18 protein-coding genes are annotated in these 18516 nt (G+C 43.1%); 2 read left to right on the top strand and 16 right to left on the bottom strand.

The features are described 5' to 3' along the window. Position 1: 1 nt before the first annotated feature. The 13 genes from F0364_RS05605 to F0364_RS05545 form a co-directional block, all read right to left on the bottom strand. Positions 2 to 1375 carry a TolC family protein gene (locus F0364_RS05605; protein WP_153796783.1) on the bottom strand — a complete coding sequence of 458 codons (1374 nt, stop codon included), beginning with the start codon at positions 1373 to 1375 and terminating at the stop codon, positions 2 to 4. Positions 1376 to 1509: 134 nt separating this feature from the next. Next, positions 1510 to 1911, bottom strand: coding sequence for a hypothetical protein (locus F0364_RS05600; RefSeq protein WP_153796782.1), 402 nt, complete (start codon positions 1909 to 1911; stop codon positions 1510 to 1512). Between the two features lie 87 nt (positions 1912 to 1998). Then, positions 1999 to 2526: a YeeE/YedE family protein gene (locus F0364_RS05595; protein WP_153796781.1), complete on the bottom strand. Its 528-nt coding sequence runs from the start codon at positions 2524 to 2526 to the stop codon at positions 1999 to 2001. 312 nt (positions 2527 to 2838) lie between these two features. After that, positions 2839 to 3402 carry a YeeE/YedE family protein gene (locus F0364_RS05590; protein WP_153796780.1) on the bottom strand — a complete coding sequence of 188 codons (564 nt, stop codon included), beginning with the start codon at positions 3400 to 3402 and terminating at the stop codon, positions 2839 to 2841. Positions 3403 to 3416: 14 nt separating this feature from the next. Continuing rightward, a complete protein-coding gene (locus tag F0364_RS05585; RefSeq protein ID WP_153796779.1) occupies positions 3417 to 4838 on the bottom strand; it encodes an MBL fold metallo-hydrolase in 1422 nt (473 codons plus the stop codon). A gap of 224 nt (positions 4839 to 5062) precedes the next feature. Next, a complete protein-coding gene (locus F0364_RS05580) occupies positions 5063 to 5869 on the bottom strand; it encodes a sulfite exporter TauE/SafE family protein (protein ID WP_153796778.1) in 807 nt (268 codons plus the stop codon). Positions 5870 to 5989: 120 nt separating this feature from the next. After that, on the bottom strand, positions 5990 to 6622 hold the full coding sequence (locus F0364_RS05575) for a Crp/Fnr family transcriptional regulator (RefSeq protein ID WP_153796777.1): 633 nt from the start codon (positions 6620 to 6622) through the stop codon (positions 5990 to 5992). Positions 6623 to 6724: 102 nt separating this feature from the next. Next, a complete protein-coding gene (gene bshA / locus F0364_RS05570) occupies positions 6725 to 7864 on the bottom strand; it encodes an N-acetyl-alpha-D-glucosaminyl L-malate synthase BshA (protein ID WP_153796776.1) in 1140 nt (379 codons plus the stop codon). 229 nt (positions 7865 to 8093) lie between these two features. Continuing rightward, complete coding sequence (locus F0364_RS05565) at positions 8094 to 8576, bottom strand: hypothetical protein (RefSeq protein ID WP_153796775.1); 483 nt, start codon at positions 8574 to 8576, stop codon at positions 8094 to 8096. Positions 8577 to 8613: 37 nt separating this feature from the next. Then, a complete protein-coding gene (locus tag F0364_RS05560) occupies positions 8614 to 8985 on the bottom strand; it encodes a T9SS type A sorting domain-containing protein (RefSeq protein ID WP_153796774.1) in 372 nt (123 codons plus the stop codon). 89 nt (positions 8986 to 9074) lie between these two features. Continuing rightward, entirely contained in the window at positions 9075 to 9536 is a 462-nt protein-coding gene (locus F0364_RS05555) for a redoxin domain-containing protein (protein WP_153796773.1), read from the bottom strand. 322 nt (positions 9537 to 9858) lie between these two features. Next, positions 9859 to 10650 (bottom strand): DUF3108 domain-containing protein, encoded by a 792-nt coding sequence (locus F0364_RS05550; protein WP_235921017.1) that lies wholly within the window; start codon positions 10648 to 10650, stop codon positions 9859 to 9861. A 1-nt stretch (position 10651) separates the two neighbouring features. Beyond that, complete coding sequence (locus tag F0364_RS05545) at positions 10652 to 11647, bottom strand: lysylphosphatidylglycerol synthase domain-containing protein (RefSeq protein WP_153796772.1); 996 nt, start codon at positions 11645 to 11647, stop codon at positions 10652 to 10654. 574 nt (positions 11648 to 12221) lie between these two features. On the opposite strand from F0364_RS05545, the gene F0364_RS05540 reads away from it, so the two are divergent. Next, on the top strand, positions 12222 to 13004 hold the full coding sequence (locus F0364_RS05540; RefSeq protein WP_153796771.1) for a 3-keto-disaccharide hydrolase: 783 nt from the start codon (positions 12222 to 12224) through the stop codon (positions 13002 to 13004). Between the two features lie 9 nt (positions 13005 to 13013). Here the strand turns inward: F0364_RS05540 and F0364_RS05535 are convergent, their stop codons facing one another. Beyond that, positions 13014 to 13667, bottom strand: coding sequence for a carboxypeptidase-like regulatory domain-containing protein (locus F0364_RS05535; protein ID WP_153796770.1), 654 nt, complete (start codon positions 13665 to 13667; stop codon positions 13014 to 13016). Positions 13668 to 13809: 142 nt separating this feature from the next. Between F0364_RS05535 and F0364_RS05530 the strand changes: the two genes are divergently transcribed. After that, complete coding sequence (locus F0364_RS05530; RefSeq protein WP_153796769.1) at positions 13810 to 14904, top strand: Mrp/NBP35 family ATP-binding protein; 1095 nt, start codon at positions 13810 to 13812, stop codon at positions 14902 to 14904. Between the two features lie 314 nt (positions 14905 to 15218). Here the strand turns inward: F0364_RS05530 and F0364_RS05525 are convergent, their stop codons facing one another. Both F0364_RS05525 and F0364_RS05520 read right to left on the bottom strand, forming a co-directional pair. Next, complete coding sequence (locus F0364_RS05525) at positions 15219 to 16328, bottom strand: sensor histidine kinase (RefSeq protein WP_153796768.1); 1110 nt, start codon at positions 16326 to 16328, stop codon at positions 15219 to 15221. 8 nt (positions 16329 to 16336) lie between these two features. After that, on the bottom strand, positions 16337 to 18508 hold the full coding sequence (locus F0364_RS05520) for a sensor histidine kinase (RefSeq protein WP_153796767.1): 2172 nt from the start codon (positions 18506 to 18508) through the stop codon (positions 16337 to 16339). Between the last annotated feature and the right edge of the window lie 8 nt (positions 18509 to 18516).

The raw sequence follows: 18516 nt of genomic DNA, 5'->3' as shown, positions 1-18516 counted from the left end.
ATTATGGTAACTGGTTGGTGATTAAAGACAGGCTTCCTGATGAAGCAGCCTTCATTAACAAGCTGCGCCATACATTGTTATAAGCCACAGCCTTATCTACATCGGCCCTGTTTAGGGCGTATAATGTTTGTATCAGGTCGGTTAATGTGGCAAGGCCAGCCTGGTAGCGGGCATTGGATTGGCTGTATGCATCCATAGCAGACTGGTATTGCAAAGGCGCTACAAGGGTTTGCTGAAGTGCAAGATTGAATTGCAGGTTGGCGTTTGCAAGCTGTTGCTGCAGTAGCCGTTCCTGCTCGTTATAACTGTATTTTGAAGCTTGTGTTTCCGCCATTGCAGCCTTAAGCTCCTGCTTGTTTCTTGCAAGGGACGTTATATTCCATTTAACGGCCAAAGCGCCCATGTAATTAAAAGTTTGCCACGGTATTCCATCCGTTACCGCACTGCTGTATGCGTTGGTCTCTTTGTCTATTCCTGACCCCCTGGCCCAGCCCATGCCTACCAGGTTTACAGTGGGCAGCACAGCTTTTTTAACCATCAAAGATTTTTCTTCGGCTGCTTTAACCCGCTGCCCGGCGTACTTTAAATAGGGGTGGGCATTGATGGATATGGAATCTCCGGGTGCCTGCACAGGAAGCTGTTGAAGAAAATAACTGGTGTCTGCCGTAATACTGTCAGTGGCAATACCAGAAAGACGTGTAAGCATAATTTTCTGCTGTTCAGCATTCTGCTGGCTTTGCAACAAAGCCAACCGGGCTTTGGCTACCTCTGCATTGGCATAAGATGAGTCGGCGCCAGGTAACAGGCCTGCCCCTGCGCGGCTGCTGATGTATTGCTGAAAAGTGAGTGCCCTTTCCAGGTTTTCCTGTTGGGCGGTTTGTAATTTTTGTAACAATGCCAATTGCAGGTAGGCGTCTATGGCTTCAACCTTTTGGCGAAACACTTCATTCTCATAGTCATCTGCTGCAAGCTGTTGCTGTGATTTCGCGTAATTTACAGCCTGCTGAAGGCGGCCAAAAGTAAACAGCCGCCAATTGACGGCCAGTGTGGTAAAGCTGCCAAAAACTCCCTGGTAAATATTGCTTTTTTTTACTCCGCCAGAAGTAGATATGGTTGTGCCTTCGTTATTGTAAAATGAACCAACCAGGCCATTGTTAGTTGAGTAGCTGAATTGGTGCCCCGCAATTATATCCGGCAAAAAGTCTTTTTCAGCGGCAGCCACGTAAAATTTTCCTGCCTGTTCTGTTAGCGCTTTGGCCTTTATGGATGGATAATTGCTTTCAACACTTGCAAGTATTTGCTTTAACGATATGGGCTGTTGTGCATGTGAATAGCTAAAACATGCTGCGCACAGCAACACTAAAATTTTCTTCATGCTTGTTTAATGATTTGATGCCTGTTTAGAACTTTATAAAGGCCTGCCATAACGGATAACGCGTTATTGCCGGGCATTTAATGCCACGGCAGCAAGGTAGCCGGTAGGCCAGGATAACTTTAATAAACAGGGCGTCAAATGCGCAACAGGCACAACGAGTTAAAATGTCTTTGGTGAGAAATGATTTCAAATAATGTACGCCTGCCTTTTAAAACAGGCAGGCAAACAGAAGCCAGCAGCAGTAATAACAGGAACAGGATTTTTCCCGCCAATGGTTGTAAGCATTTAAACAAAAAAGGCAGGCAAAGCTTTCTGAAGTTGGTATCGTCACAGGCGCTTACGTGAGAAACATGGTAGCTGTTGGCTTGTGCGTTTCGTTTTAAAAGAACCGATTTTATTTTATGGAAAGGAAGGGTTATAGTGCTTACTGTTATCATTCCCGGCAGGCCGTAATTAGCCGATACCAAAAAAGGCCTGATAACAAAGAAGGTTATCAGCGATAATAACAGCAATAATTTTATAAAGTTGCCTTTCATTGGTCTGAAAGAGAAGGATTGAGTTTTACCAAGCGAAGCTATGCACAGACTACCAATAAAAAAACAAAAAATAGTTAATTAGCGGCGCTAATGCGGCAACCTCTCCCTAAAATATCCATACACCCATGTGCCTGCAATGGCGCTTAGGATAGCCGTAAAAAATACAAACGCCCCGGTGCCAAGCTGTGCAAACAATGGCCCCGGGCATGCGCCTGTTAAGGCCCATCCCATGCCAAACAAAAGACCACCATACACCTGGCCCTTGTTAAACTTTTTGTCGTGAAAAGTAATGCTTTCCCCATGAATAGTTTTTACTTTAAAACGCTTTATCAGCCATACGGAAATAATACCTGTAACTACCGCTGTGCCAATAACGCCATACATGTGAAAACTTTGCAGGCGGAACATTTCCTGCACCCTGAACCAGGATATCACTTCAGCCTTTACAAACACAATCCCGAACACAATGCCCACGGCCAGGTATTTAAAATTATACCACCAGGGGTGGCTTACTTCAGATTCATTAATGCAGAGGGTATCCTGTGAGCGTAACTCAAAATCGTTGTCAATAATGCTGCTTTGTGTTGCGCTTTGCTTTATATCAATTGTTTTCATACACCTAATGTTGTTGTTTATTTATCCTGCTTTGCAGGATTTTTTTTTGGTGCCAGGCAGTATTGCTGCTATGATGCCCCGGTTGAGCAATCTTGCGTGACGAAGCAGTCCCGAAGTTTCGGGAGAACACTTGTACGTCCGGTAATGCTACTCGCCATAGTCTATCAGGCTTGTATTGTTTAATGTTCTTAAGCTCAATGTTCAATGTTTGGGCTTGTGCATCCGGGCTGAAAAGCTGCTCAAAGAACCGGACGATCAACGTAGTGCGACGCAACGAAGCTTAATAGCAGTACCGGCCCCTGCCACCAAAACTTAAAGCCTTAAAATAAATGGCATAATTAAATTGGCCATAACAAAGCCGCCTGCCATAAACATGATGGTTGCTACCAGCGATGGCCATTGCAAATTGCTAAGCCCCATGATGGCATGGCCCGAAGTGCAGCCACCCGCATATCTTGAGCCAAAGCCAATAAGGAAACCGCCGCCGATGAGTATGATGAACCCCTTTACTGTTAACAGGTTTTGAAAAGAGAATAGCTGTGCCGGCGCAAGCTTTGCAGTATCGGTAATGCCGTAACCTGCCAGCTCTGCCTTAAGCTGTGGATGAATAGAAGATGACTGTGGGCTGGCAAGAAGCTGGGACGCTATCACGGCGCCGATGATGATGCCGGCTATGAAAAAGAAGTTCCAGGTTTCTTTTTTCAAGTTGTACTGAAAAAACTTTACGTTGCCCGGCAAGCATGCGGCGCAGGCATGCCGGAAAATAGCTGATATGCCAAAATGTTTATTGCCCAGTATGAGCAGGGCAGGAACAGTAAGGCCGATGATTACGCCCGCCACATACCAGGGCCAGGGCTGCTGTGCTAAAGCTGTCATATTGTAGCATTAATTTATAACATTGTTGAAGGGCACACGTAAGCACTTAAGCTGAATTTGCTGGAGTCTTTAATGGCATTAAACCCGCCGTTTACATCAACCAGGTTTTCAAAACCTCTTGCACGTAATACGGATGCGAAAATCATAGAGCGGTAACCGCTTCCGCAATGTACGTAATAGGTTTTATTTTTATCTACCCGGCCCATGTTATTATTGATGTAGTCCAGCGGTAAATTTTCAGCGCCTATAATATGTTCGCTGTTGTATTCACTTTCTTTACGCACATCTAAAATAGGCAGGTTGTTGTTTTGCTGCTTAAGGGTGGCAAGCGCACCGGCACTTATGCTTGTAATACTGTCAATTTCTTTGCCGGCTTTTGCCCAGCTTTCAAAACCGCCGCGCAGGTAGCCTATCACATGGTCGTAGCCAACGCGGCTAAGCCTTGTAATTACTTCTTCTTCTGTACCAGGTTCGGCAATAAGAAGTATCTCCTGTTTTATGTCGGTTATCATGGCACCCACCCAGGGTGCAAACGAACCTTCCAGCCCTATGTTGATTGAATTAGGTATAAAAGCTTTTGCAAAAACCTGAGGCGCTCTTACATCCAGCATTAAAGCGCCGGTTTCATTGGCCGCGGCTTCAAAAGCATCCGGCGATAAAGCGTGCAGGCCACGTTGCAGTACCTCATCAATACTGTCGTAACCTTGGATGTTCATCAAAACATTCAACGGAAAATAGGCTGGTGGCGCAGTTAAGCCCGTTGTTACTTCTTTAATAAACTGTTCTTTTGTCAGGCCCGGCCTTAAAGCATAATTTGTTTGCTTTTGGTGGCCCAGCGTATCCGTGGTTTCGCGGCTCATGTTTTTACCGCATGCACTGCCTGCGCCATGTGCCGGGTAAACGATAATGTCATCCGCAAGCGGCATAATCTTATTGCGCAGCGAATCATAAAGGTGGGCAGCCAGTTTATCCTGCGTTAATTCAGCCTTTACTTTTTGTGCAAGGTCAGGGCGGCCAACGTCTCCTATAAACAATGTGTCTCCGCTAAAGAGTGCTTTGTCTTTTCCGCTTTCATCTTTCAGCAGGTAACAGGTGCTTTCCATGGTATGGCCGGGTGTATGTAATACTTTAATGGTTAGTTTGCCAAGCTTTAATTCTTCACCATCTTTTGCAGCGTAAAACTCAAAAGAAGGTTGCGCCGTGGGGCCATATACAATAGCTGCGCCAGTCTTTTTTGCCAGGTCCAGGTGACCGGAAACAAAGTCTGCGTGAAAGTGCGTTTCCAGCACATACTTAATGGTTGCACTGTTGCATTCGGCACGGTCAATATAAGGTTGTACTTCACGCAAGGGGTCTACAATAGCGGCTTCTCCATAGCTTTCAATGTAGTAGGCGCCCTGTGCCAGGCATCCGGTATATATCTGTTCTATTATCATAAAATTGTTTTGTTTTTTATATAAGCAAATTTCCTGTTTTAAATATGCACGGTAAGTGACATTGGTTACTTATCAACATGATGATTGTTAATACAATGCAGTTTAGTTAAGGATGTCAGCCTGGGCCTGTCGAAGGCGGTTGCGTGAAAAGCATGGGGCATAAAAGCATCTTCGACAAGTTCAACCTTACATTGGTTCTTAACTGGACGACATTGATTGTTAATTTACAAATGGGTTAGAGATCCGAACACTTCATTGGCGACAATATATAAACCCATTGCCAGTATAAACCAGCCAAAAGCTTTCTTTAGCCTGGTTGATGAAATTTTTTTGTTGAGCGCATTACCAATAAATATGCCTGGCGTGGCCAGTGCTGTAATAACGAGCATCAGCCGCCAGTTGATGTGTTGGTGCTGTAAATCGCCGGTAAAACCAATGAGGGAGTTGAGGGCGATAATCAGCAGCGAAGTACCAATAGCTTCTTTTATGGGTATGCCTGCCAGCATTACAAGGGTGGGTATCAGTAAAAAGCCGCCGCCGGCACCTAATAGCCCGGTAACAAAGCCAATGCCTATGCCATATAAAAGCAACTTTGCCGTATTGTTCGTGGGCGCTGATCTTTGGTGATGGGCGTTCGCTTCCTTGCGCATCATAGATATTGCGGCAAGGATCATTAATGCGGCGAATAACAGCATGGTCAGCATGTTTTCTGTAACCACCAGCGAACCAATGGAGAACAGGGTACCAGGTATCAGGGGTATAAAAAATCTTCTTGTAACAAAAACAGTAAAAACGGAGCTGGCCCCAAACAGCAGCGCAGTGTGCAGGTTTACAAGGCCACGCTTATAATTTTGAACAGCGCCTACCAGGCTTGTGGAGCCAACCACGAACAAGGAATAAGAAGTAGCGGCCAGCGGCTGTATTCCAAACAGGTAAACCATTACGGGCATAGTAAGTATTGAGCCGCCACTGCCAATAAGTCCCAGTGATATGCCAATTAATAAAGAGGCTATGTAACCAAGAATCTCCATGTGCTTATAATTGCAGCACAAATATGAAACGATAACAGAAAGCTATCTGTGACGATTGTCACTTAGTGGTGAGTAGGACGCGGTGAGCGGGACAACATTTTTACATAGCTGCATCTTACATTACTCCTTTATCCATTCAAACGAATTTCTGCTAATAATAATCCATCCATTCTTCTCCATTTTCTTCATCAGGCGGCTGATAACTTCGCGGCTGGAGTTAAGGTCTGTAGCTATTTCCTGGTGGGTGAGTTTTACGGTGTTGCCAAACTTTTTTACCTGGTTTTTTATATAAAATTCCAGGCGTTCATCCATATTTTTAAAGGCAATTTCATTAATGGTCTTCAACAGTTCTTCGTAGCGGGCACGATAGGTTTTGATGACAAAGTAATGCCAGGTTTTATACTTAGCCAGCCATTTGTCCATGTATTCCAATGGTATGGTTAATGCCGTAACATCTGTTAAGGCTTTGGCCATTACCTGGCTTTTTTCATGCTGAAAAGCGCAGACCATAGACACCGCACAGGCCTGCCCGGGCTGAATATCATAGATGAAAAATTCGCTGCCCTCGCCATCTTCCTGGTACAGTTTAATAACGCCATCCAAAACCAGCAGGGTAGATCGTATGGGCTGGCCAATGGCAAGCATGGTTTCGCCGGCCGGCACCTGTTTAATATTGCCGTGCTCCATCAACTCTTCATACAGTCCTTCCTCAAGGCCGGGAAATAACTGGCGCAATGTTTTTTCATCTGTCATAGCATATTGCTTTGCAATAGATAATGGGTAAAGGTAAGGCTGTAAATAAAAAAGAAGGGCTACCCCTTCTCTTAAAACATTTTAAACCCAGTGCTGCCTACTTTATGCATAACATTCCATGCGGCAAAACCTGCCATACAATTTTTCGTACACAGGTATAATATTCTGTATATCGTATTGTTGCGCCTGTTCAAAAGCGGCGGTCTTAAACTGAGCATGCAGTTCTGTATCGCTTAGCAGTGCAATGGCTTGTTCCGTCATGGTTTTGGTATCGCCAACATTGGCCATAAAGCCGGTTTTGCCGTGAATATTTATTTCTGGCAAACCACCGGCATTGGTGCTTATAACGGGCACTTTAGCCGCCATTGCCTCCAGCGCCGCCAAACCAAAACTTTCATATTCAGAGGGCAGCAGGAATAAATCAGAGATTACATATATCTCTTCAATCTGTTCCTGTTTGCCTAAAAAGCGTACATCATCCTGCAGGTCAAGGGTTTTTACCAGTGTTTCCATCACAGGCCTTTCAGGGCCGTCACCTACCAGCAGCAGTTTGGAAGGTACATGTTGGCGCAATCCGGCGAATACCTGTATTACATCGTTTACACGTTTTACTTTCCTGAAGTTAGAGGCATGCACTACAATTTTTTCTTCATTGGGTGCAATTACCTTTCTGAAAGCATCAATCGGTTTTTTGTCAAACCGCTTAAGGTCAACAAAGTTGTAGATAACCTCAATCTCTTTGGTAATGGCAAAAGATTTATAGGTTTCATCACGCAGGTTGTTGGATACCGCGGTAATGGCATTGCTTTCGTTAATTGAAAAGGTGACTACCGGTTCATACATCTTGCTTTTTCCTACCAGTGTTATATCGGTACCGTGCAGCGTGGTAATAAAAGGTATGTTCCTGCCGCTTTTTTGTTTTACAATCTGTTGGGCCATATATGCAGCGGAGGCATGGGGTATGGCATAATGTACATGCAGCAAATCAAGGTCGTGGTTAAGTATTACATCTACCATGGTACTTGCCAGTGCCACTTCGTAAGGCGGGTAATCAAACAAAGGATAAGTGGGTACCCTAACCTCATGATAATAAATGTTTGCACTGAAGATATTTAGCCTTACCGGCTGCTGGTAAGTTATGAAATGTACTGAATGCCCTTTGTCTGCCAAAGCCTTTCCAAGTTCTGTAGCCAGTACGCCGCTACCGCCAAAAGTGGGGTAGCACACAATCCCTATTCTCATTGTTGAATGATTTATGGCAAAGTAACAATCATTTATTTATAAGGTTGTTACCTTTTATGGAACTAAGAATTTTTTGAGGGGGAGTTGTTGAAAGTTATCTTAAGGAACAAGGCAGAACTGCATTGGGTATCGGTAGCAAGGATTCGCCTACAAAGGTGAACTTAAAAATTTGTGTATCCGTTCTTATTGAGGTAGTAAGAAACAATGTTTTATACGCTTAAATCAGTGGCTACAGAGTGGTTGCCGGTAATGGAATTGATGCTATTGCCGTACTTATATCACCAATGGTTTTATAGGAAAAGCCGTCTTTGCTATTACTGATTTCAAATATTTCCAATTTATTTTTAAAGAAATAGAGTTTAACAGGCGTTTGTTTTTCTGTGTTGTATGCTCTTTTGTTAATTACTTCAAGTCTTGCATTATTAAATAAAAGCACTCGTTTCCGTAGGCCAGAGAAAAAAGTTTTGTAATAAAAAGCAATTAACTGCTTATCATAGTCAATGTCTATTTGGAGTATTCTGTATGTATCAGCATCCCTATAGACCCGTGCTATTAAAACAGCGGCAACTATGTAATAATACGAATCCTTAATCAAATGGCTATTGAACAATTGATCATAAATTACAGGTAACGTAGCAATGCCAAATGTTATCAGCCAATGTTTTATAATATAAGGAAAATGATTAGTTCTGCTTGATTTAAAGGTTTTCATTATTAGAAAAGGGTTACAAGGAAGATTTAAGCGAAGATTATTTAACCACCTGGAACTTGCCGCTTTCTATTACACGGCCGCTTTTATCGCGCAGTTGATATACGTATAAGCCCCGGAAGAAGTTATCAAGCTGTACGGTTACTTTGTTGTTATTGGCGGTAAGTTCTGTCATTTTTTTGCCGGCAAAATTGAATACCTGCAGAACGGCAGTTTTTTCAACAGTTTTGTCAAATTCAAAATTTACAAAGCTGATGGCCGGGTTGGGGTAACATTTAACCGTTTTGGCCAGCTTATCCTGCATGAAAAAATTATATGCATGCCCAAACATAATGCTGCTGCTTAGTATGCATACCAGCGTTAGCATTAATGTTTTCGCAAAAAATTTTTTTCTAAGTAATAAATTAGCCATGCATTTCGTTGACAGCTCTAAATTAATACGAAAAAGAGGGCCGGCAAAGAATGCGGCCCCATTTTTTTATAAATATTGCGCAGGAACTGTTAATTTAATGCCTTATTAATCGCTTCAAAATCTGGCATTTCCCCGGCGTTCTCTAAAATTTCGGCATATTTTATAATACCGTCTTCTCCAATAACAAAGGCTGAGCGCTTGGATACACCCTTCATCCAGCCGGCAAATTCTGTGTAAATGCAGCCGTATGCTGTAGAGGCTTCTTTGTTAAAATCGCTGAGGAGGGGAAAGTTAAGGCCCTGGTCTTTTTTGAATTTGGTAAGCGTGGCAGGTGCATCCACAGAGATGCCGAATACCTGGGCGTTAGCGTTGTTATACATAGTTATGTTATCTCTAACGCTGCATAATTCTTTGGTGCAAACGCTGGTAAAAGCCAGCGGAAAAAACAAGAGCAGTACATTTTTGCCTTGCAGGGAAGAAAGTGTAACAACGTTTTTATCGGTATCGTGTAAAGCGAAGTCGGGAGCTTTTTGCCCAATGGTTAGTGCCATATCTTTTTATGTTTTAAACAGCTTACTGTTGTTATTGTTCGGGGAACAAGATAATACTTTGCGCTGTTTTTTGTTGGTTGGGTAACAGTAAATGTGAGGAACCTTAGCCCGCTACCTAATTCCTTATGAAAAGATAAAAACTCTCTGGCGCCAAAGGCGTCAGAAGCAAGGCTATATTGCGGGAAAAGCTGAATAAAGTTATGGCGTACAAGTGAGTGACACAACGAAGTTGAATAGTGGTCCCAAAGTTTGTCCCGCCCTAAAAAAGAAAAACTTGCCGCAGGCAAGTCTTGTAAACCGGTAAGGCATTATGCTGTAATAATTACCGCCACTTTATCATAGATGTTAGCGGGTGGCGCAGGTTCTGGTAGCGCATCATATCCACCTTAACGCTGCCTACAGTAATAGGGCTTTCTACCCTTAACGGAATATGGTTATCATCATCGCTAACCCATACAGTCATCTTTTCGCCCCCTTCAAAAATGGTACCCTTAAGCAGCAGCGGTTTAAACTTGATGGCTTTAAATTTGCCATACTTGGTTTTAACTGTTTCCTTGCCCAGGTAGCGTATGTACAGATGGTACACTTCGTTGTCAAGAAACATGTCAAAAGGTATTTTGTCTTCCACCTTGTACTTATTAAAATCTATGTTACGGGCGTAATAAATGGCGCTGATAACATCCTGTATGCAATTGGTTACTTTAAAAACGCCTTCGTTGGTAACGGCTGTATTTGTTTGTGCGTTAAAGGTTACGTTCTCGTATTTTTTGTAACCGCCTTCATCTACATTCCTGATAAACTTAAGCGGCCGCATGGTAGCGGTATCAATGTAGCTTTCATAGCGGTCTCGTACTTTAAAAATCCAGTCGTAACTGCTGTTGGAGTTGCCAAGCCCTACTACATGGTACACCGGTTTGTTGTTTACCCGTTCCAGCGTAGTGGTAAAAGTTGCATTGCCAGCGTTAACATAAATACCCACAACAGAATAAAATATGTTGTAAGTAAGCAGCTCACCGGCCTGGAAGGCCGTGTTACGGATACCACAGAAATCATCGCCTGCGGATAGGGAAATAGAGCTGAAAAGTGCCGTAATGATGGTAAAAAATTTCTTCACGCTACTTGTTTCTGAAAAGTTTGATAGTCAAAATAAACAAAGTTCCTGCCAATGCAGGTATTATTAAATTAATAAACCATATACCTGCCGCCGTATAAAGTATGCCGATGGTATTAGGGCTAAGCAACCCAAACAACTGCGTGCTAACCTGGCCGCGTACCCCCAGCTCTGCCATGGGTATGGTGGGCAGTATGGCAAGCACCAAAAACATTACGCAAACCATTGACGATCCATCAATTGGTGTTACGTCTACATCAAACACTTTAAACATCAGCAGGTATTGTACGGTAAATACAACGTACCGGCTGAAGGATAGTGTCAAAATTCTTGTTAATTCCTTCCAGTGAAAATCTTCCACCTTGTCAAACAGGTAAATATAACGCTGAATGAAAGGGATTTTTTCCATTATGGTAGCAATCCACGATAGCTTGTAATAGCATATAATATGCAGGGCTGTACCAAACATAATAAGGTAAATAAGCCCGTTAAGCCATAGTGAGGAAAGCCCCTGCAGGTGGGTGGTATCGCTAAGTATGTTGTACCTAACATAAAACATACCCGCAATACCCAGTACAAGTGTTATAATCATCTGGCTCATGCTGCCTACAATGGTAAGCGCAATGGAACGCAGCCTGTTACCTTCCTTCATATAGACAATTCTGCCTACATATTCCCCTACGCGGTTAGGTGTTAGCAGAGAAACTGAAAGCCCCGATAAAACCGCTTTAAACGAAGTAAAAAACGAAACCGGCTGTACGCCACGCACCAATACCTGCCATTTACGTGCCTCTATGCCCCAGTTTACAATGCTCAGCATAATTACTAAAAATAAATACCTGCCATGTAACCCCGTGTATGAATCTCTTAACAATTGTAATGAATTGCCTAAATCAGGATGGCTTCTTACTTTTTGGTAGATGGAAAAAGATAAACCGATAAACAGCAGTGGGCCTACAATATAGTTGAGTATTATTTTCTGTTTCCTGCTTAACTGCATAAATATTCGTCAAACGTAATGCAAAACAATCAAAAGGGTATCCTGTATGCTTTGCCTTGGGTGAAGGGTTACAAAGGCCCGGTTGCGAAGATAGTAAGAATAGCGGCACTGCCTTTTGTTATTTACTATGTAGTTCTGTGGAAAACTATTGTAAAATAATTGTCTACTAAATTTATAGGAATTATAGATAAATGACTATTTTCGCACCATCCTGATAACAAAACACCATTACACATACGAGTAAACAGGTTTTAAAAACGTTGTTGGAGGTTATATGCTAAAACCTTGCCCGCTCTATTCCTGGAGTGGGCAATTTTTGTTTGCGGGTAGAATTTTTAGGGGGTGTCCCTCGTACCTCGGGCCGGGCTTTCCGCTATTACTCCGCCGCAAAGGCCGCCGCACAAAGCCTTCAGCGGGGTAACCGCTTCAATCCCTCACCCGATAGTGCAGCACGCTGCTGCTTTCGCTGCCAGGTTGTACAGTATAGTTTCCGCAAAAAGCATTTAAATTGAACCGAAGGTTTCAGTTGGAATGCGGTTATCTTTTCACTAACTTCCTGCAAATTGTTTTCCTGATGAAACGCCTTCTGTTATTCATTCTAGTGTCATTAACCCTCTCTTTTTATAGCCGCCCGGGCGGCACTACTTTAAAACAGCCGGAAAAATGGGTAAGCCTGTTGAATGGCAAAGACCTTACGGGTTGGACGCCTAAAATAACCGGCTATGCAGCCGGTGAAAACTTCGGTAATACTTTTCGCATAGAAGATGGCCTGCTTAAGATTAGGTATGATGCTTACGGCAGCTTTAACAAGCGCTTTGGGGCACTGCATTACAACCGCAAACTAACCAGTTACCGGCTGCGTGTTGAGTACCGGTTTACAGGCGATACTATTGCCGGTGCGCCGGTATGGGGCTTTAAAGATGGCGGCATACAGTATTATGGCCAGTCGCTTGAGTCAATGGGTGTTGACCAGCCTTTTCCCGTAAGCCTGGAATTTAACCTGCATGGCGGCAATGGCAGCCAGGAACGGCCAACCGGCGAAGTGTGTGCCAACGGTATTTATTTTTTTATGAATGGAAGCAGAAATACCAGCTACTGTACCCTGCCGGTGGTGCAGAAAACTTTTCATGGAGGTGAATGGATAACTGCCGAAATTGATATCCATGATGGAAAAATAACCCACTACATTAACGGCGAAGAGATTATCTCGTTCAATAATCCCATGTACGATACGGCCCATGCTATTACTAAAACACTGGTAAAAGGCCCGGATTATGCGGTAAAGGATGGGTATTTATCCATACAGTCAAACAGCCATCCTATGGATTTCAGAAAAATTGAAATAATGGAATATTGATTATGCTTGTTACTTCTTCTTAAAGTCACCCCGCTTCCAGGCTTTTATAAAGTCGGCCCAGGCCATGGGGTTAAACAGGTTAATAGGTGGTTGCTGGCCCTGGTAGTAGTATTTGGATGCCTGCTGGCGAAACTGCATGTTAACAGCTTCACGGCCATCTGCCGGCAGAGACATAATCAGCACCCTGCGTTTTGCTTCATCCGTATTCTGGCGGGCTATTTCGTATTCATCATCAGGCACAGAAGCATTGATAAAATCGCGTTCAAATTGCTCACGTGTAGGCCTTGGTTTCAAAATGGTGGCTGGTAACCAGTTGGTATCGCTAATCATTAACTGTATGGCGCTGTATTGGTTGCCATCCAGGTTTTCGGGTATGGTTATCATTTTATCTTTAAAGCCCACGCAGGAAAAACGTATTTTATCGCCTTTTAAAACCGCTATGGAAAAAACGCCCTGGTCGTTGGTAAGTGTGCCACGGCCTGTGCCATCTACAATAACGCTTGCCGCGGGTATGGCCTGCAGGCTATCCGCTGTCATTACAATACCATATAGCTGTACAACAGAATCTTTTCTGGTGTTGCTCTGGTTATTACCCTGGCCAAATACCGTGATGCAAAAAAAACAGGCAACAATTAAGAAAGCGTATTGTATAAGTCTATTCATCCAGTTGGTTTTATTCAGTTACACAACGCATTAGGGTTACAATTTACTAAATGCGTAATTAGTTGTTTATGTATTCAACAAAATAACCCACTGAGCAGTTAACTTTGCCGGGGAAGATTCTTTTTTAACAAAAAAATGTGTGATGACAGAAGCCGATATTTTAAGCGCATTAAGCAATGTACAGGAGCCTGATTTAGGAAAGGATATTGTTACGCTTAACATGGTAAAAGATATTGTTATTGATGGCGATAATGTATCGTTTACTGTTGTACTTACAACACCTGCATGCCCTTTAAAAGATATGATACAAACGGCATGTGTTAATGCTGTAAAGCTGCTGGTAAGCAAGCAGGCTGTGGTTAAGGTAAACTTTACTTCCAATACCAATACAAACCGTAAAGATGCCGGCCAGGTATTGCCCGGCGTTAAGAATATTATAGCTGTGGTTAGCGGCAAGGGGGGCGTTGGCAAAAGCACTGTGGCCGCCAACCTTGCATTGGCGCTGGCACAGGGCGGCGCAAGCGTTGGGTTAATGGATGCGGATATATACGGCCCCAGTGTACCTATTATGTTTGGCGTAAGAGGGGAGAGGCCTTTTATGAAAGAGGTGGACGGCAAAGGCAAAATTGTACCGCTGGAACGGTTTGGCATTAAGCTGATGAGTATTGGCCTGCTGGTGGATGAAAAGAACGCAGTGGTATGGCGCGGCCCAATGGTTAGCAGCGCCATAAGACAGTTTGTTACTGATGTTGAATGGGGTAACCTTGATTACCTGGTGGTAGATATGCCGCCCGGTACCGGCGATATACACCTTACCATGATGCAGACGGTACCTGTTACCGGTGTTATAATTGTTACCACGCCCCAGGATGTAGCCCTGGCCGATGCAAAAAAAGGCATAGCCATGTTTGCCCAGGCACAGCTTAAGGTGCCAGTGATAGGGTTGGTTGAAAACATGAGCTACTTTACACCTGCCGAGTTGCCGGGTAACAAATACTACATTTTTGGCAAAGAAGGCGGCAAGCGCCTTGCGGATGAATATGACCTAACCTTTTTGGGGCAGATACCCATTGTGCAGAGCATCCGCGAAGGTGGCGATAAAGGCATACCTGCCATGATGGGCGATGAGCCTGTTAGCAGGAAGGCCTTTGAAGATTTTGCCGCCATTGCCATACGCCATATAGCCATATTAAACTCGCATGTGGCTGCATCTCGCCCGGCTGAAATGGCGGTATAAAGTTTCAGCAGAACAAAGTTGTTTTTTTGGTGCCATACGTCCGGTACATTGTAGAGGCATCGTTGCATCGTCCCGAAATTTCGGGATTCATCGGTTTGTTCTTTGGGCGGCTTTTCAGCCCCGGATAGCATTTAGCTGCCGCCCGGCGGCAGTTACTGAAATAATGGTCTAAAAAGTAGCCATGAAAAACCGGACGATGAAGTGCTTGCGACGCAACGAGGTTTAATTGAAATACCGTTGCTGGTATCATAAAATTCCAGTGCCAATGCCCAGAAAATCAACAGGAGATGAATTGTTGGCTTATTGCTGAAAACCTACTCTTCCAGCTTTACATACGGATGATTGGGGATGCGCAACTCGAACATGGTGCCTTCGCCATAAACTGAGTGAACAGAAATTTTTCCACCAATACGTGCAAGGGCTTCCTTAACTATGTAAAGGCCAATACCAAGGCCGGTTACATTATTGCTGCTGCGGAAAAACATTTTAAATACATTGTTCAGGTGCTGTTCAACTATGCCAATGCCGTTATCTTCAATTTGAATAACAGCTTTCATTTCATCTACCTGCACATCAATTTTAACCCAGGGTTCTACGGCGGTGGGTTTTTGGTATTTAACGGCATTGGATATAAGGTTGTTGAGGATAACAGACAATCTGAACGCATCTGCCATAAAGGGTACCCGTTGGTCAACCGTTAGCTTAAAAGCGATATCCTGGTTTTGCATGCTGCATATTTCAATAATCTCGCTCAGCATTTTATTAAAATCCACGTCTTCATATTCGTCGTCAACCCTTATGCTTTTGTAGTATTCAATAATTTTCTGTATAAAACCGTCCATGCGGTGAACGCAGGTTTCAATCATGCCGAGGTAGCCGTTGGGGTCGTCAACCGAGTCTTCCATTTTGGCAAGGTTAAGGATACCCATAATGGAAGCAAGTGGCGAACGGAGGTCATGAGAAGTACTGTAAACAAAACGGTTAAGCTCGTCATTGGTTTTTTCAAGCTCTGATATTTTGTTTTTAAGCTGGTGGCGGGTAATATAAATTTCGTAGGCGTTTTGAATAGCGTTTTTAAGCTCAACGTCGTCCCATGGTTTTTTTATGTAGCGGTAAATCTCACCTTTGTTAATGGCGTCTACAATAGCTTCGGCGTCTGTATAACCGGTCAGCAGCATCCTGATGGGGTCTGGAAAAGCTTTTCGTACAATCTGAAAAAATTCAACGCCGGTAGATTGGGGCATACGCTGGTCGCAAATAACCACATGTACATCGTGGTTATTCAGCACTTTCATGCCTTCTGCCGATGAGTTAGCTACATGAACTTCAAAAATTCTTCTGAAACTTGCCTGGAATGCCAGCAGGTTGTTGCCCTCATCGTCAACATACAAAACCTTTATTTTTTTGTCGGAATGATTATTCATGTTGGATTTTAGCTTGTTTCCGATAAGGTATGGGGTAAAGATAATGTAAATTCTGAACCGTTTCCGGGGCTTGAAATAATATCAATTTTGCCCTGGTGTTTTTCTATTATTTTAAAAACTATTGCCATACCTAAACCAGTTCCCTCGCCAACAGCCTTGGTGGTAAAGAATGGTTCAAATATTTTTTGTTTTACCTCTTCATTCATGCCAATGCCTGAATCTTTAATGGAGATGATGATGCGGTCCCCTTCGTCCCTGGTAGAAATGCCAATACTTTCATTGTCGCTCATTACCTCTTTTGCCTGGATAGCCTGTATGCCGTTATTAAGTATATTCATGAATACCTGGTTTAATTTACCAGGCAGGCAGTCAATATCGCCCTTGGCCTTAAAATCTTTTGTGATTTTTACGTTGTATGGCAGGCTGTTTTTAAGCAGCACCAGTGTTGAATCTATACCTTCATGAATATTAACTGTTTTCAATTCGCCTTCATCCAGCCGGCTAAACGTACGGAGACCTCTTACTATTTCCGCTGTTCTTTCAGCACCTTCTTCTATGCCTTTAATCAGGCTGTCAATTTCGGTTTTAACAAACGGAAGGTCTATTTGTTTTTGAAAATCAGCAACACTCACCAGGTGTTTTTTTATGGTTTTCTCATCAATGGTATGCAATTTATTGTATTCATCCAAGAGTTCCGATAAATCCCTGATGTCTAACTGTAAAGGTTTGATATTCGATTTCACGAAGTTGATGGGGTTGTTTATTTCGTGGGCTATGCCAGCGGTTAATTGACCAAGCGAGGCCATTTTTTCCGCTTCTACCAATTGTGTCTGGGCGTCTTTAAGGTTTACCAGTGCCGTGTTAAGCTGTTTGTTGGATTGCTGCAGTTCCTCGGTTCTTTCTGCAACTTTTTTTTCCAGCATTACGTTTTGCTCACGCACAAGGGTTTCGTTTTCCTGTGAGACCCGTAAGGCTTCGGCCTGGGATATTTCTTTTTCTTTCTGAAGGGTGTTTATTTTATCTGCAAGCGCTATGGAAAGCAATACGGCTTCAATTGCCGAACCTATGTAAAGAACTGACCTTGTTAAGTCGTTGGTGGGTATAAATCCCATATTCCGCAAGGCGAAAATGATAAGCCCGGCCAAAAAAGCAAACCATGCTATAAAATAAAACGAGGCATGCCTGAACCCTTTCTTGTTAATGAAGTAAGAAACAACAAGGAGCGTAACACCGCCAAGTATGCTGTTATAATTAAGAATATGGTATGAAATGTTGAGGTTGCCTGTGAAGGCTAAGAAAATCCCGATAACGTAAACGCCCATCAGGGCATAAAGGAATTTATGGATAAAATACGTGTAATGCCTTGTATGTAGAAAATCCTGGGCAAAAGCAATTCCAAATATCCCTGCCAGGCAGGACGAAAAAACAACGGCATATTGGCTAAGCCAGGGGGTGCCGCTCCAAAAATATTTGAATGCCCAACCAGATAAGGAAAGCTGTGCCAGGCCCAAAAAAAACAGGTAAATAACATACATGAAATAGCTCCTGTCTTTAGTGGAAATGAACAGGAAGATATTGTACAAAAGGATGGATACTATTAAACCGCTGTAAACACCTATGATGAGAGATTGTGTTAGAAAAGCATTATTCTTAACATCGGCACTGATGATGGAAATAGGCAGTTCAAGCGGATGTTTGGTTTTGAAGTGCAGGTAAAAAGTAAGCTCTTTGTTAAGTGGGCCGGTTAGGGGTAATATAAAATCCACATCTTCATTTTTCCGCGATTCAAAATTTAAACTGTTGCCTGTGTGGCGTTGTTGTTCAAGTTTGCCTGAACTGTCAACCCTGTAAAGCCACAATTCGCCAATGTTTGGATTTTGAATTTGGAGGAAAGTTTCTTTTTCTGTTAACTTACTGATGCTGAACCTGGTCCATACATCGTTAAGTTTTGAAAAAAATACCGGGTATTTTTTCGGCACGGCAAACGCTTGGCTGGCAATGTTGGTTTCATTATACCCAGTAGAGTCGGCCACGAAAATTTCAATCTGGTCTGTAATGTACAGTTTGGATAAATCGTTGCCAACCTCAATATTTTTTTGAGCATTGACAGATATTGTAAAGAAAAAAGTACAAACAAATAAAGCTACAGCATGGGATACCTTATTGAAATTTGTAATCATAAATAACG

The organism is Foetidibacter luteolus, assembly GCF_009650435.1.
Taxonomy (GTDB): domain Bacteria; phylum Bacteroidota; class Bacteroidia; order Chitinophagales; family Chitinophagaceae; genus Foetidibacter; species Foetidibacter luteolus.
This window is presented reverse-complemented; position numbering and strand designations above follow the sequence as displayed.

Bases quoted from the DNA above. Each gene is read 5' to 3' on its own strand.
- F0364_RS05605 (WP_153796783.1), bottom strand. From the start codon at position 1,375: ATGAAGAAAATTTTAGTGTTGCTGTGCGCAGCATGTTTTAGCTATTCA.
- F0364_RS05600 (WP_153796782.1), bottom strand. From the start codon at position 1,911: ATGAAAGGCAACTTTATAAAATTATTGCTGTTATTATCGCTGATAACC.
- F0364_RS05595 (WP_153796781.1), bottom strand. From the start codon at position 2,526: ATGAAAACAATTGATATAAAGCAAAGCGCAACACAAAGCAGCATTATT.
- F0364_RS05590 (WP_153796780.1), bottom strand. From the start codon at position 3,402: ATGACAGCTTTAGCACAGCAGCCCTGGCCCTGGTATGTGGCGGGCGTA.
- F0364_RS05585 (WP_153796779.1), bottom strand. From the start codon at position 4,838: ATGATAATAGAACAGATATATACCGGATGCCTGGCACAGGGCGCCTAC.
- F0364_RS05580 (WP_153796778.1), bottom strand. From the start codon at position 5,869: ATGGAGATTCTTGGTTACATAGCCTCTTTATTAATTGGCATATCACTG.
- F0364_RS05575 (WP_153796777.1), bottom strand. From the start codon at position 6,622: ATGACAGATGAAAAAACATTGCGCCAGTTATTTCCCGGCCTTGAGGAA.
- bshA (WP_153796776.1), bottom strand. From the start codon at position 7,864: ATGAGAATAGGGATTGTGTGCTACCCCACTTTTGGCGGTAGCGGCGTA.
- F0364_RS05565 (WP_153796775.1), bottom strand. From the start codon at position 8,576: ATGAAAACCTTTAAATCAAGCAGAACTAATCATTTTCCTTATATTATA.
- F0364_RS05560 (WP_153796774.1), bottom strand. From the start codon at position 8,985: ATGGCTAATTTATTACTTAGAAAAAAATTTTTTGCGAAAACATTAATG.
- F0364_RS05555 (WP_153796773.1), bottom strand. From the start codon at position 9,536: ATGGCACTAACCATTGGGCAAAAAGCTCCCGACTTCGCTTTACACGAT.
- F0364_RS05545 (WP_153796772.1), bottom strand. From the start codon at position 11,647: ATGCAGTTAAGCAGGAAACAGAAAATAATACTCAACTATATTGTAGGC.
- F0364_RS05540 (WP_153796771.1), top strand. From the start codon at position 12,222: ATGAAACGCCTTCTGTTATTCATTCTAGTGTCATTAACCCTCTCTTTT.
- F0364_RS05535 (WP_153796770.1), bottom strand. From the start codon at position 13,667: ATGAATAGACTTATACAATACGCTTTCTTAATTGTTGCCTGTTTTTTT.
- F0364_RS05530 (WP_153796769.1), top strand. From the start codon at position 13,810: ATGACAGAAGCCGATATTTTAAGCGCATTAAGCAATGTACAGGAGCCT.
- F0364_RS05525 (WP_153796768.1), bottom strand. From the start codon at position 16,328: ATGAATAATCATTCCGACAAAAAAATAAAGGTTTTGTATGTTGACGAT.
- F0364_RS05520 (WP_153796767.1), bottom strand. From the start codon at position 18,508: ATGATTACAAATTTCAATAAGGTATCCCATGCTGTAGCTTTATTTGTT.